The organism is Streptomyces vulcanius, assembly GCF_042653945.1.
Taxonomy (GTDB): Bacteria; Actinomycetota; Actinomycetes; order Streptomycetales; family Streptomycetaceae; genus Streptomyces; species Streptomyces mangrovi.
In genome coordinates, this window is the sequence record NZ_JBHSFK010000049.1 from 58,748 (window position 1) to 72,713 (window position 13,966).

At 72.0% G+C, this 13,966-nt stretch carries 9 protein-coding genes; 3 read left to right on the forward strand and 6 right to left on the reverse strand.

The window, feature by feature from the left end:
- Window positions 1-12: 12 nt before the first annotated feature.
- Together ACFPIH_RS47235 and ACFPIH_RS47240 are read right to left on the reverse strand one after the other, a co-directional pair.
- Complete coding sequence (locus ACFPIH_RS47235; protein WP_381185151.1) at window positions 13-378, reverse strand: hypothetical protein; 366 nt, start codon at window positions 376-378, stop codon at window positions 13-15.
- Entirely contained in the window at window positions 368-4,168 is a 3,801-nt protein-coding gene (locus tag ACFPIH_RS47240) for a hypothetical protein (RefSeq protein WP_385878961.1), read from the reverse strand. Before ACFPIH_RS47240 ends, ACFPIH_RS47235 begins: the two co-directional genes overlap by 11 nt.
- 481 nt (window positions 4,169-4,649) lie before the next feature.
- On the opposite strand from ACFPIH_RS47240, the gene ACFPIH_RS47245 reads away from it, so the two are divergent.
- A complete protein-coding gene (locus ACFPIH_RS47245; protein WP_381185145.1) occupies window positions 4,650-5,747 on the forward strand; it encodes a mechanosensitive ion channel family protein in 1,098 nt (365 codons plus the stop codon).
- A 496-nt stretch (window positions 5,748-6,243) separates the two neighbouring features.
- Here the strand turns inward: ACFPIH_RS47245 and ACFPIH_RS47250 are convergent, their stop codons facing one another.
- Complete coding sequence (locus ACFPIH_RS47250; protein ID WP_381185142.1) at window positions 6,244-7,788, reverse strand: M1 family metallopeptidase; 1,545 nt, start codon at window positions 7,786-7,788, stop codon at window positions 6,244-6,246.
- A gap of 284 nt (window positions 7,789-8,072) precedes the next feature.
- On the opposite strand from ACFPIH_RS47250, the gene ACFPIH_RS47255 reads away from it, so the two are divergent.
- Both ACFPIH_RS47255 and ACFPIH_RS47260 read left to right on the forward strand, forming a co-directional pair.
- Window positions 8,073-10,292, forward strand: a complete 2,220-nt coding sequence (locus ACFPIH_RS47255) for an NADP-dependent isocitrate dehydrogenase (protein WP_381185139.1) — start codon at window positions 8,073-8,075, stop codon at window positions 10,290-10,292.
- Between the two features lie 157 nt (window positions 10,293-10,449).
- Window positions 10,450-11,232, forward strand: a complete 783-nt coding sequence (locus ACFPIH_RS47260; protein ID WP_381185137.1) for an N-formylglutamate amidohydrolase — start codon at window positions 10,450-10,452, stop codon at window positions 11,230-11,232.
- 7 nt (window positions 11,233-11,239) lie between these two features.
- Here ACFPIH_RS47260 and ACFPIH_RS47265 read toward each other — a convergent pair whose 3' ends face one another.
- From ACFPIH_RS47265 to ACFPIH_RS47275, 3 genes are all read right to left on the reverse strand, one after another.
- Window positions 11,240-11,761, reverse strand: a complete 522-nt coding sequence (locus ACFPIH_RS47265; protein ID WP_381185134.1) for a hypothetical protein — start codon at window positions 11,759-11,761, stop codon at window positions 11,240-11,242.
- 5 nt (window positions 11,762-11,766) lie between these two features.
- Window positions 11,767-12,342 carry an RNA polymerase sigma factor gene (locus ACFPIH_RS47270; protein WP_381185132.1) on the reverse strand — a complete coding sequence of 192 codons (576 nt, stop codon included), beginning with the start codon at window positions 12,340-12,342 and terminating at the stop codon, window positions 11,767-11,769.
- A 112-nt stretch (window positions 12,343-12,454) separates the two neighbouring features.
- The gene (locus tag ACFPIH_RS47275; protein ID WP_381185129.1) at window positions 12,455-13,867 is read right to left on the reverse strand and encodes a S8/S53 family peptidase; all 1,413 of its coding nucleotides are present in this window, start codon (window positions 13,865-13,867) and stop codon (window positions 12,455-12,457) included.
- Window positions 13,868-13,966 lie beyond the last annotated feature (99 nt).

A 13,966-nucleotide genomic window follows, 5' to 3' on the forward strand; every position in this document is an offset into this window, starting at 1 on the left:
GCGGGCGGCGGGTCACAGGTCGTCGTCCTCGTCGGGACCCAGCCGGGGCAGCGTGTCGTCGAGGGTGCCGTAGGAGTCGTACAGGTCCTCGACGGCCCGCACCATGGACTCCACGCCCGGTTCGCGGACGATGAGGAGGCCCTGTACCCAGAAATAGGCACCGTCCAGGCACTCACCGGTCCCGCGCCAGCGGTCCATGATCGCCTGGATCCTGCCCTGCGTCATGATGTTGGCGCACCACCGCTCACCGCCCGGCTCGACGATGAGCACGTCGCCGTCGTCGAGGGACTCGGGCTGCCGGCCGTCCCCCACCGTGAACGTGAAGGTGAGTTTGGGCCTGCGCACGGTCCAGAACGGCTCGCGGACCTCAATTTCCATACAGCTCCTCCAGTCTCGCGATGACCTTGGACTCGTACTTTTTGTCGGACTTGCCGACGATTTCGATCGTGTCGCCCAGCTTCCGGTAGAACAACCGAGCGCCGTGATAGCTACGGGCGTAGCTGATGCCGCCCGGCAGTGTTTCCGTGCCGATGCCGGAATCCAGATTGCCCTCCATCAGCTTCCTGAACATGTCGTCGAGATCCGACTGGACCCTCTGGTTCCTGGTCGACAGCTCAGCCAGGTTGCTGAGCCTCTTGTCCTTCCCGATGGCGGACTTCATGCAGTACTTCGCGGCAGCCGCTGCCGCGAGGGACTTGCCACGGGCGGCGGAGGCCGGTGCGAAGCCGAGGACCTCGTCGGCGAGGCTGAGCAGGCACTGCGCCGGGGCCTTGCCCTTGCGCAGGGTCTCCAGCAGCTTCCGCAGCCGCTCCAGGGTGTGCTTGGCCTGGACCGCGTCGTCGAGGAACCTCCCGACACCGCTGCTCACCTTGATGATGGCCTTGCCGAGCGCCGGGATCTTACCGACGGCCACGAAGATGCCGCCGACGTTGACGGCGGTCCACAGGCAGCTCTCGATGTCCCCGGTGCCGAAGCAGCGCTTGGCGTCCTCGACCCCGATGAACTCCAGCAGGATGGCCGCGCCGTTCTGCTTGATCCAGTCGATGACGTCCATGGAGGCGAGGGCCTGCGCGGCGCGGTACTGGTCCACACAGGCCTGGCCGCACTCCTTGCGCAGCAACTCCTCGTCGCTCGCCGACAGACCGGGCCCGGTGTCCGGGCCGGCCTCGGCGACGGCGGCGCGCTGCGCCTCGATCAGCTTGCGGTACTCCTCCTCGGCGGCGTCGGCGGCCTGGTCCGCCTCCTTGGCGGAGCCGTTGGCGTCCTTGGCGGCGGCTTCGGCGCCGGTGGCGTCCTCCTCCGCCCGGGTCGCGGTGTCGCGGGCGCTCGCGGCGTCGTTCTCGGCGGCCGTGGCGGCGTCCCGGGCGCCCGCCGCGTCGCGTTCGGCCTCGGTGGCCTCGCCGTCGGCGGCGTTGGCCTCCGCCCTGGCCGTGTACGCCGCCGACTGGGCGCGGGCGGCGTCGGACCCTGCCTGCTGGTCGTACGCCTGGGCGTTCGCGTCGGCCTTCTTGGCCGCTTCCGCGGACTTCGCCGCCGCTGCGGCGGAGGCCCGGGCGGCGGCGACCGAGGCGGCGGCACGGGCGGCGTCGGCGGCTGCGGCGGCTGCCGCCTTCGCGGCGGCCTTGGCGTCGGCCACGGCCTTGTCGGCGAGGGCCTCCGCGGTGGCCGCGGCCTTCGCCGCGTCGTCGGACTTGGCCTTCGCGGCGGCGGCCTGCTGCTCGGCCAGGGTCATGGAGGTCTGGCCGACCAGGACGGCGAACGCGGCGGAGGAGTCCGTCTCCTTGTAGGGGGTGCCGATGCTGATGGCCTCGTTGGCCGGCTTGATGACCTCCGTCGCCGAGTCACGGGCGGCGGTGGCCGCTTCGGCGGCGGCGTAGGCCTGGCCGGCGGTGACGGCCGCCCAGGAGGCGGTCTTGTCGGCCTCTCCGCGTGCGGCGGTGGCCTCGGTGCGCGCGGTGACGGCCGCCGCGGCGGCCTTCTTGGCCTCCGCCTCGGCGTTCTCGGCGTTCTGCCGGGCGTCGGCGGCGGCCTTGATCGCCGTGGCCGCGGCCGCGTGCGCGGTGACGGCTGCCGCGTGCGTCGTCCGGTACGCGGCCTGGGCGGTGTCCGCCGCCGACTCCGCCCGGTATGCCGCCGCGTCGGCCCTGATGGACGCGGCGCGAGCGGCGACGGCCGCCGCGGTCGCGGTGTCGGCCTCCTGCCGGGCGCTCGCCGCGGCGGTGGTCGCGGTGTTCGCCGCGGCCCGTGCCTCGGTGGCGGCGGCCCGGGTCTCCTGCGCGGCGGCGGTGCCCTCGGCCGCCGCTGCGGCCGCCTCCATCGCCGCGGCGCGGGAGAGCGCGGCCTGCTTGTCGCGGGCGGCCTCCTGTGCCTTGTTCTTGGCCCGGTACGCCCGTTGTTCGGCCTCGATCGCGTCGTTGTAGCGGTCTCCGGCGGTGCCGCCCGCGGTCTCGGCGGCGGCCCGTGCCGAGGCCGCCGTGGCCTGGTCCTGCCTGGCGCGGGTCTCGGCGGCCTCGGCCTTGGCGCGTTCGCGGGTGGCGGTGGCGTGCTCGGCCTGCGCGGTGGCACTGGCCGCCTCGGCGGTCACACGGGCCGCCTTCGCCGTCGCCGCGCCGGCCTGCGCCGTCTTCTCGGCGTTCTCGGCGGTGGTCTGGGCGGTGCGGGCCTTGGCGGCGTTGGCCGCCGCCTCCTTGGCCTGCGCGTCCGCCGCGTCGGCCGCCGCCTTCGCCTGGGCGGCGGCCTCCTCGGCGGCCACCCGGCGGAACTCGGTGTTGACCGCGTGGGCCTGCGTCTGGGACAGCGCGAGCTGGGCCTTGCTGTCCGCGACGGTCGCCTTGGCCGCGTTGACCGCGGTCTGGGTGGCCTTGGCCGCGGCCTGGGCCGCCGCCGCGGAGGCCTTGACGGCCTGTACCGACTGCTGGGCGTAGAGCAGTCCGCGACCGCGCGGGGTCTTCGCCGTGTCGGCGACGGCGTACGCGGCGGCCTGGGCGGTGCCGGCCTTGGTGGCGGCCGACTTGGCCGCGGTGGCCGCCGCGTTGGCCAGGGTCAGCTGCGCGACCGTCCGGTTGCGGGCGTTGGTCAGGTCGGTGGCGGCCTGGGTGAACAGCGCCTTGGCGGGGCGGTCGGCGGCGGGCTGCCCGGCCCAGAACTTCTGCCAGGTGAGGATCTGTTCGGCGAGCCAGGCCTGGCCGATGGACTCGATCATCGCGTCGGTGGCCTTGTGCGCCTGGTCGGCGGCGGTCGCCTCGGCGGCCATGATCTCGGCCCGCTGCTTGGCCTGGGAGGCGTACTCCTGCTCCCACTCCGCGTAGGCGGTCGCGGTCACCGGCGCCAGGACCCGGCGCGGGTCGTCGGGGTTCCAGCTGTCGCATCCGGCCCAGGAGATCTTGAGGGACTCCACCTCCGTCCGGTACTCGGGCGAGCCCTCGGCGGGCGCCTGCGTGGGGAAGCCGCCCTGGCGCAGATAGCGGGCGACGTCACTGGAGGTGGTCGAGTTGAAGGGCGGCTGGACGTTGCCCGAGTACAGCGTGAAGTCGGCGAGCTGGTCGTCGCCGGCCGGTGTCTTTCCCTTGAGGGAAGCGGCGAGCTTGCGCGCGCTGTCCAGCGCGGCCGCGTTCGGGGCGCTGCGGCCGTCCCGGCCGAAGGTGTCGTACAGCGCCTCCTGGGGGCCGAGCGTGAAGGCCGTGATGTCCGCGTCGAACTCCGGGGCGTGCAGCGACATCCCGGTGCTGCCGGTTGCGCTCGTGGCGAAGGGCCGGTTGGACGCCTCCCACCTCTTCGTGCGGTCCCAGGAGGCCTGGACGTCGGCGACGGCGCTCGCGCGGTCCGCGCGCAGGGCGTCGTCGAGCAGGCTCGGGTAGATGTTGTCCTTGCGGAACAAGGCGGCGGCGAGGTCGGCGTCGGTACCGTTCAAGGCCTTGAGCGCGGTGGCCTTGAGCGCCGCTCCCCCGATGTGCAGGGCGTATCCGGCCTCGCATCGGTCGGCGCGGGCGCCCTGCCCGAAAGTGATCCGCGATCCCTTGCCGTTGTCCGGCAGCGGGTCGGCGGCCCGGGCCGGGACGGCGTACGCCAGGCCGGTGAGTACGGAGACGGCCGCGACCAGTGCGGTACCGGCCAGGCTTCTGCGGCGGGCGGCCCGGTGGTGACCCGGTAATGGTGAGTGTCTGAACACGTCGCTCCCTGTCTCGTCGGACGGACGTTCAGGGAGGAAGCGGACCGGCAGGACGCCATGACGGCAGGCGGCCGCGGCCCGCCCGGCATGCGGGCAGGCCGTCGGCAGCGGGCATGGCTGCACCGCACGACGCGCAGAAAATGATCGAACAGGCGAGGCCGTCGCGCTGGTCGGGCGCGGGGCGTCGTCCTCTTCCCCCGTTGGACGCCAAGATCCTGGCACATCGAAAACGCTTGCGAAAGAGGTTTGTCAGGGGACTTGTGAGAACCCTGTGACCCGAGGGGTTGGTGCCCGAAAGACGTCGTCCGGGCAGGTCCGCGGGTGCGAACTGCCGTACCGGATACGGCAGGATGAACGGCCGTGCCCATTCACGCGGGCGCGCCAGCACATCCCGGAAACAAGCAGGTGAGTACGTGACGATTCTTCACATCCGGCCGTCGGCGGCCCGGTCCGCCGCGGAGCGACTTCCCGGAGGTGGCCGGTGAACCGCGCGCTGACCCTGGACGACTCCGTCCTCGCCGGAATCGCCGTGGCCACGGGGTTCCTGGTGGCGTTCCTGTCGCGGACGCTGCTGCTGTGGCTGGCCAAGCACGCCAAGCGGACGAGGTGGAGCGGTGACGACGTCGTCGTGGACGCGCTGCGCACGGTGGTGCCCTGGTCGGCGATCTCCGGCGGGGTGGCGGCCGGCGCCGCCGTACTGCCGCTGACGAAGACCGTCCAGCACACCGTCAGCCAGTCTCTGACGGTGCTGCTCATCTTCGTGGTGACCCTGTCGGCGGCCCGGGTGATCGCCGGGCTGGTGCAGTCGGTGACCTCCTCCCGCTCGGGGGTCGCGGGGTCCGCCACGATCTTCGTCAACATCACGCGGGTGCTGGTGCTGGCGATCGGCTTCCTGGTGGCGCTCCAGAGCCTCGGCATCTCCATAGCGCCGATGCTCACCGCCCTCGGTGTCGGCGGTCTGGCCGTCGCGCTGGCCCTCCAGGACACTCTCGCGAACCTGTTCGCGGGCATCCACATCCTCGCCTCCAAGACCGTGCAGCCCGGCGACTACATCAAGCTGAGCAGCGGCGAGGAGGGCTACGTCGAGGACATCAACTGGCGTCAGACCACGGTACGGGCGCTGTCGAACAACCTGATCGTGATCCCCAACGGGCAGCTCGCCAAGGCCAACATGACCAACTTCATGCGCCCCGAGCAGGAGTTGACGATCCTGGTGCAGGTGGGTGTCGCCTACGACAGCGATCTGGACCAGGTGGAGCGGGTGACCATGGAGGTCATCGCCGAGGTGATGACCGAGATCACCGGGGCGATCCCGGACCATGAACCGGCCGTCCGCTTCCACACGTTCGGGGACAACCGGATCGGGTTCACGGTGATCCTGGGCGTCGGGGAGTTCAGCGACCAGTACCGGATCAAGCACGAGTTCATCAAGCGCCTGCACCGCCGCTACCGGGACGAGGGCATCCGCATCCCGGCCCCCGCCCGGAACGTCTCGTTCCAGCAGGGCTCCCTGGTCATCCCACAACAACGCACCACAGAAACCCCGACCGAAGCGACCGCCGCCCGACTGGAGGGTTAGCGACTTCCCGGCGGATCATGTCTCATGGGCCCGGGTGAGGGGGTCTGCGGCATGATCCGCCGGTCCCCTGGCCCCCTGACCCCGTTCCTCCGGTTCCGGCCGGGCGCCCAGTACCGCGCCCTTCATCAACACACAGTCCGGGCGAGCCGACGCACGGCGCCACAGCCGGCCCACCAGGCCGCCGGCACCTGCGCGCCCCAGCCCCCGCCCGCCCGGACCGGACGGCACGCGCAGCCCGCACGGGCAGGAACACAGCCCCGGCACACGCAACCGACCCGCCCAGGCCGCACCCCCACCTCAACCGGACGGCACCGGCGGGCGGACTCCAGTGCTCGTCCGACCCCACCCGGCCCAGCCGGAGGACAACACCCGCCTCCGTCCAGGCCCGGAGCACAGCCCCCGGAACGCGTGTAGGCGGCAGCGCCGGTGTTGGAGCCCGTCCCGCTGGTCGTGGGCCGACGCCCCCGAAGGCCGACCAGGCGGGACGGGCCCCGGTTCAGAGGGTCGCCGAGTTCTCGTGCGGGCGGGCGGCCGTGCGGTTGCGGGGGGTGGTGAGGGACGGGGCCGGCGGGGTGACCGTCCAGTCCGGGTGGCCGGGCATCCTCGGGGTCGTCGTGCCGTACAGCCAGTCGCGCAGGAATCCGGAGACGTCCTGGCCGGAGGCGTGGCAGGCGACGGAGATGTAGTCCTCGGTGGACGCCGAGGAGTTGCGGTGGCGGGCGAGGAAGGTCCGCTCGACCGTGTGGAAGGCATCCTCGCCGATCAGCTGGCGCAGCGCGTACAGGACGAGGACGCCGCCCAGGTACCGCTGGCTGTCGAAGAGGTTGACCGCGTTCGGCGCGGCGACGGGCCCGGAGGTCCGCCGCCACTGGTCGCCACGCGCGTACGTGTCCTTCATCCGGGCCTCGAAGGTGGTCAGGCCCAGGGAGTCCGTCCAGCCGCGCTCGTAGCGGTACAGCAGCCCGTAGAAGTCGGCGTGGCCCTCGTTGATCCACAGGTCGGCCCAGGTGGCGGGGCTGACCATGTTGCCGAAGTAGGAGTGGACCAGCTCGTGCATCATGTGCGAGCCGATCTTCGACTCCTCCTGGAGGAGGAAGTTCGGCTTGTAAAGAGTGAGGGTCTGGGTCTCCAGGCCGGTGAAGTCGAAGGCGGCCGGGTCGTCGGAGTTGCAGGGCAGCAGTCCGTACGTCTCGAAGGGGTAGGCCCCCAGGCGCTGTTCGAGCCAGCCCACCAGACCGGGGGTGAGGGCGAGGGCGGGCTCCAGCGCCTCGGCGCGCGCGACCGGTACGACGTCGCGCAGCGGCAGCCCGTGCGGGCCCTGCCGGTGCTTGACGACGTAGTCGCCGACGGTGATCTGCGCGAGTTCGGTGGCCATCGGGGAGCGCGAACGGTAGGTGTAGGCCGTCCGGTCGCCCGGCAGGGTCTCGGTGTGCACCAGCGAGCCGTTCGCGACCGCGCGCAGGCCGGCCGGGACGGTGAGCCGGAAGCTGAAGTCCGCCTTGTCCGACGGGTGGTCATTGCAGGGGAACACGGTGTGCGCCGAGTCGGGCTGCGGGCAGATCGCGAACCCGTCGGGCGTGGGCACCCAGGCGGTGTGCGCGAGGGCACGGCGCGGATCGGCCGTGTAGGTCACACGGACCGTGGCCCGGGTACGGTCGCGCAGGGGGCGGCGCGGTGTGATCCGCAGCTTCTCCCCCGTCTGCTCGAACTCGGCCGTCCGGCCGTCCACCCGCACGGAGCGTATGTCCAGGCCGAGGGCGTCGAGGGAGAACCGGGAGAGGTCCTGCGTGGTGCGGATCCGCAGGGTCGCCGTGGCGTCGACCAGGGTGGTCGTGGCGTCGTAGGAGAGGTCGAGGTGATAGGCGGCGACGCGGTAGCCGTCGTTGCCGAGGGCCGGGTAGACGGGGTCGCCGAGGGTCTCGGCGCCCGGGTCGGCGCCCTTGGACCCGGTGGCGTACGCGGTGTGTCCCCCGAGGGTGAGCGCGGCGGTGGTGCCGATCAGGGCTGCTGCCGGGCCCGTGACTCTGGTGCGATATCTCATGGTCCGCTTTCTGCTCCGCTTCCGCTGAAGCGGCCGGATGGTCGGTCCGGCTGGTGGACGAGGTCGTGGCTCCACGGCCGCGGTCGTGGTTGCCCACGAACGAGGTTGTGGTTCCACCCTCTTGACCACCCGAGCCACCCATTTGGTTGCCCCGAAGGACGCACCGTCCCCCGGAGGTGTGAGCGGCACCCCCGCAAACCCCGGTACGGACCCCTGTCGAGCCCGGGCCCGTCACGAGATATCTTGATGTCGAGCAATGTTGCAGACGTGGAGCGGAGCACCCGGTGACTGACTCGACCATCATCTATACGCACACTGACGAGGCCCCGGCCCTGGCAACGTATTCCTTCCTGCCGGTGGTCCGGGCATACGCCTCGCAGGCGGGTGTCGCCGTCCAGACGCGGGACATCTCGCTGGCCGGGCGGATCATCGCCGTGTTCCCGGAGTACCTGACCGAGGACCAGCGCATCCCGGACGCGCTGACCGAGCTCGGCGAGCTGGCCAAGACGCCCGAGGCCAACATCATCAAGCTGCCGAACGTCTCGGCGTCGATCCCGCAGCTCAAGGCCGCGATCGCCGAGCTGCAGAGCCAGGGCTACGCGCTGCCGGCGTACCCGGACGACCCCAAGACCGACGAGGAGCGGGACGTCCAGGCCCGCTACGACAAGATCAAGGGCTCGGCCGTGAACCCGGTCCTGCGCGAGGGCAACTCCGACCGCCGCGCCCCCGCGTCGGTCAAGAACTACGCCAAGACCCACCCGCACCGCATGGGCGCCTGGTCGTCGGAGTCCAAGACCGACGTCGCCACCATGGGTGAGAGCGACTTCCGCTCCACCGAGAAGTCCGCCGTGATCTCCGAGGCGGGCGCCCTGAAGATCGAGCTGGTCGGCGACGACGGCTCCGTCAAGGTGCTGCGCGAGTCGGTACCGGTCCTCGAGGGCGAGGTCGTCGACGCCTCCGTCCTGCACGTCGCGCCGCTGCGCGAGTTCCTCACCGCGCAGATCGCCAGGGCCAAGGCCGAGGGCGTGCTGTTCTCCGTGCACCTCAAGGCCACGATGATGAAGGTCTCCGACCCGATCATCTTCGGTCACGTGGTGCGCGCCTTCTTCCCGAAGACCTTCGCGAAGTACGGCCAGACGCTCGCCGCGGCCGGCCTGACGCCGAACGACGGTCTGGGCGGCATCTACAAGGGCCTGGAGTCCCTGCCGGAGGGCGCCGAGATCAAGGCCTCCTTCGACGCCGAGCTCGCCGAGGGCCCGGCCCTGGCGATGGTCGACTCCGACAAGGGCATCACCAACCTGCACGTGCCGTCCGACGTCATCGTCGACGCCTCGATGCCGGCCATGATCCGCACCTCCGGCCACATGTGGGGCCCGGACGGCCAGGAGGCCGACACGCTGGCGGTCCTGCCGGACTCCTCGTACTCCGGCGTCTACCAGGCCGTGATCGACGACTGCCGCGCCCACGGCGCCTACGACCCGTCGACCATGGGCTCCGTCCCGAACGTCGGCCTCATGGCGCAGAAGGCCGAGGAGTACGGCAGCCACGACAAGACCTTCGAGATCCCGACCACCGGCACGGTCCGCCTCGTCGACCAGGCCGGCAACGTGGTGATCGAGCAGACGGTCTCCGCCGGCGACATCTTCCGCGCCTGCCAGACCAAGGACGCGCCGGTCAAGGACTGGGTGAAGCTGGCCGTCACCCGCGCCCGCGCCACCGGCAACCCGGCCGTGTTCTGGCTGGACGAGACCCGCGCGCACGACGCCAACCTGATCGCCAAGGTCGAGGCGTACCTGCCGGAGCACGACACCGAGGGCCTGGACATCCGGATCCTCGCCCCGGTCGAGGCGACCAAGCTGTCGGTCGAGCGCATCCGCCGCGGCGAGGACACCATCTCCGTCACGGGCAACGTGCTGCGCGACTACCTGACCGACCTGTTCCCGATCCTGGAGCTGGGCACCAGCGCCAAGATGCTGTCGGTCGTCCCGCTGATGGCGGGCGGCGGCCTGTTCGAGACGGGCGCCGGCGGCTCCGCGCCGAAGCACGTCCAGCAGCTGGTCAAGGAGAACTACCTGCGGTGGGACTCCCTCGGTGAGTTCTTCGCGCTCGTGCCCTCCCTGGAGCAGTGCGCCACGGCCACCGGCAACGCCCGCGCCAAGGTTCTCGCCGACACCCTCGACCGCGCCACGGCGACCTTCCTCAACGAGGACAAGTCCCCGACCCGTCGCGTCGGCGGCATCGACAACCGCGGCAGCCACTTCTACCTGTCCCTGTACTGGGCGCAGGAGCTGGCCGCGCAGACCGAGGACGCCGACCTGGCGAAGGCGTTCGCGCAGCTCGCCGAGACGCTCACCGCGGCCGAGCAGACCATCGTCGACGAGCTGAACGCCGTCCAGGGCCAGCCCGTCGACATCGGCGGCTACTACCAGCCCGACCCGGCCAAGGCGGCGGCGGTCATGCGCCCGTCGACCACCTGGAACGAGGCACTGGCGACCCTGAGCTGACCCGCCCTGCTGCCCGCACTCCGCCCCGACCGGAACCCCGGCCGGGGCGGAGTCGTTGCCGGAACATGCCGTGGTCCGGGGCACTCGCTCCCGGGAGACGCGGCCCCTTGATCATGCAGCCGGCACGCCACTGACGACGCCCCCAGGAGCAGCCCCCATGCCGTCCTTCGCCCTCCTTCCCGGTGCCGCCCGCTCTCCGGTGATCCTGCATGTGCCGCACTCGGCGCGGGAGATACCGGCCGGCGTGCGGGCGGACATCGTGCTGGACGACGTGGCGCTGGAGCGGGAGCTGGACCACATCACCGACGCGCACACCGAGCGGATCGCCGAGGAGGCCGCCGGGCTGGCGGGCACGGCGCCCTGGCGGTTCGTCAACCGGCTGTCGCGGCTGGTGGTGGACCCGGAGCGGTTCCCGGACGAGCGGGAGGAGATGCGGGCCGTGGGCATGGGGGCGGTGTACACGCGGACCACGCACCGGGAGCCGCTACGGCCCGACGACGTCGACCCCGAGCCGCTGGTCGAGCGGTACTTCCGGCCCTACGCGCGGGCCATGACCGAGGCCGTGGGCGAGCGGCTGGCGGCGGTCGGCCGGGCCGTCGTGGTCGACGTGCACTCCTATCCCACCGAACCGCTGCCCTACGAACTGCACGGCGTGGGCCCGCGCCCGCCGGTCTGTCTGGGCACGGATCCCTTCCACACCCCGCCGGAGCTGCTCGCCGCGGCGCGGGAGGCGTTCGCGGCGGTCGGGGAGACGGGGCTGGACAGCCCGTTCGCCGGGACGTACGTACCGCTGGAGTACTACGGGCGGGAGCCGAGGGTGAGCGCGCTGATGGTGGAGATCCGCCGGGACACGTACATGACGGAGCCGGGCGGACCGGCCGGCCCGGGGCTGGCCGGTCTCGCCGCGGCGCTGGCATCCCTGGTGGACGCCACCTCCTGACCGACTGTCAGGCGCGCAGCCACTCGGTGACGACCACCTCTCCGCCGGTCCGCAGCCGCAGCGCGAAGGGGCCGGAGGGCGGGGCTTCGCAGGCGAAGCGGCCGAGGTCGTCGGCGCTGAGCGAGGCGCCGGCGCGCGGGCCGTGCAGCACCTCCACCAGGGCCGACTGCGGCGGCAGCAGCTGCCCCAGCAGTCCGTCCTCGGACACCTCGACGTCGACCGTCAGGCCGCCCGAGTGGAAGGTCAGCATCCGCGGCACGTCCTGCGCTCCTCTGACCGGAATGGCGTCGGTCAGCGAGTCGAAGGTCAGCTCGGCGATCCGCGCGTCCAGGTCGTGCAGGGCGTACGCCTCGACGGCGATCTGGCGGAGCTGGGCCGGGACCGGGTCCAGGATGGCGGTGGCCTGGCGGAGCTCCGACTCCAGGTTGCCGAGGTCGAACTCCTCGTCGTCGAAGGTGTCCTCGCCGAACAGGTCGCCCATGTCCGCCGCGTCGTCCGGGTTGCCGTCGTGGCCGTCGTGGCCGTTCATGGCGTTCACAGTGCTCCCCGTGCGTCGAGTCGGGCGCGCAGCCGGCGCAGACATCGTTGGCGCATCGGTCCGATGCTGCCCACGGCGATGCCCAGCGCGGACGACACCTCCTGGTAACTGGGCGTCGGCGAGGCGATCAGCACCCGCAGCAGCTGCCGGCAGCGCTCGCCGAGCGCCTCGAACTCCTGCCACAGGGACCGCACGCGCTCGCTCTGCGCCGCCGCCTCCTCGGAGTCCAGCACCGACTGCTCCGGCGTACGGTCCTCGCTGGCCCGGTCGAGCAGTTGGGGATCGTCGGTCGGGGTGAGCCGGCGCAGGCTCTTGAGCACCTTCAGGCATTCGTTGCGCGCGGTGCTCGCGAGCCACGAACCCGCCTTCTCCGGTTCGCGGATCCGGCCGAGGTGCTGGGCGAAGCGGAACCACGCGGTCTGGTAGACCTCGTGGCCGTCGGCCTCGGAGAGCCGGTGTGCGCGCACGACCGACCACACCAGCGGGCTCAGCCCTTCCACCAGCGCTTTCCAGGCCGCCGCGTCACCGTCGGCGGCCGAATGGACGAGCGCGCCGACATCACTTCGGTCCACGGCCCCACCCCTCGAGTACGGCCTGTCATCGTACGCCGTGACCGGGGTTCCCTCGGACCTCATGGCGTGCCGGCGCGGACTCTGGTAACGGGAGTGCCGGGGTAATCGGTCCTCACGCCGGGCCGACCGGGACGGAACGCCAGGTGGCCGGGCGCAGCGCCGGGACGTGCGCTCCGCGCACCTCGGCGAACTCGGTGTTCGCGGTAAGCAGTTGACGGGCGGCGGCACGGGGATCGTCCTCCTTGTGGGCGGTCATGTGGGCGGCTACGAGGCCCGCGACGAGGGGCGTCGCGAACGACGTCCCGCTCCAGGACGCGAACCCCTCGAACATCACCTGGTCCGGCTTGCCCGAGCCGTCGCTGAGCACGCCGGTGTGGCGCGGGGAGCGGCAGGTGCAGGCGTAGCCGAAGCCGTAGCGGCAGGCCTCGTAGGTGGAGTGCTGGTAGACGTACGGGACGGGCGCGTCGAAGCCGGTGAGGGAGCTGATGAGGCGCTCGCCGGGGGCGTAGACCTTCACCCACGCGCCGTGGTTGCTGAAGCAGGCGCCGAACTCGCCGTCGGCGCGCAGCGCGCCGACCGAGAGCACGGCGTCGGCGTAGTCGGGCAGGGAGGCGTAGGCGGCGGGCCAGAAGGGCGTGGCGCTGGCGTTGTTGCCCGCGGCGGCGACCAACAGGGTGCGCTGGGCGCGCAGTTCGCGCAGGAAGCCGTCCAGGCCGAGCAGGCCGTCGACGCGGCCGTTGGAGGTGCCGGCGGAGAGGCTGAGGATGTCCGGCCAGCCGCCCTGCTCCACGGCGTCGAAGAGCTTCTCGCCGAACTGGTCCTCCAGGATCGCGCCGGCGTCGTTCAGCGTGTTGCGCACGGTGATCTCGGTGTTGGGGGCGACGGCCGCGACCAGCCCGGCGATGAACGTGCCGTGGCCGACGTACTGCTGGAGGATCCCGTCCGGGTCGGTCTCCCTGATCTGGAGGTCGCCCTCGGTGTGGGCGAGCAGCGGATAGGAGCCGTGGTCGTGCATCAGACCGGTGTCGACCACGAGGACGCCGACCGCGCCCACCGGGTCGTAAGTGCCTCCGGCCGGCGCGGGGTTGGGCGGCTGGGTGAGCGGGGCGGGCACGGGCTCGTCGCCCGGGCAGGCGTTGACGGCGATGGACACCACGTGGTTGCGGCTGACCAGCCGGCGTCCGGCGCGTCCCTCCGCCTCGCGCAGGGAGCGCAGGGCGCCCGCGACGGCGCGGTCCGCGGTACGGTCGCCGTGTCCGGGGTCGCCGACCTGGATGCGGGTGATGCCCGAGCGGTTGGTCTGCGGCGCCCCCCGGCGCACATGGTCGGCGACCAGCCCGGTGGTCTCGGTGAAGTGCGTGCGGACGGTGTTCTCGACGAGGTGGGCCTCCTCGCCGTCGCGGGCGAGCACGACGCCCTTCTCGTAGATGAACTCGGCCGAGTCGTCCGGCCCCATCGCCAACGGGACGTCGGGCAGCGCGCGCTGGATCTGGTCGAACTGCTCGTGGAATCGCTTGGGTGCCATGGCTGTGTCCCCTCCCTGAGCCGATGTCGTCAGTCAGAGTCGTGAGGCTGTCGTCTGATACACGTGGTGCGCGGCGACTGCGGGGAGCGCTCGCCGCGT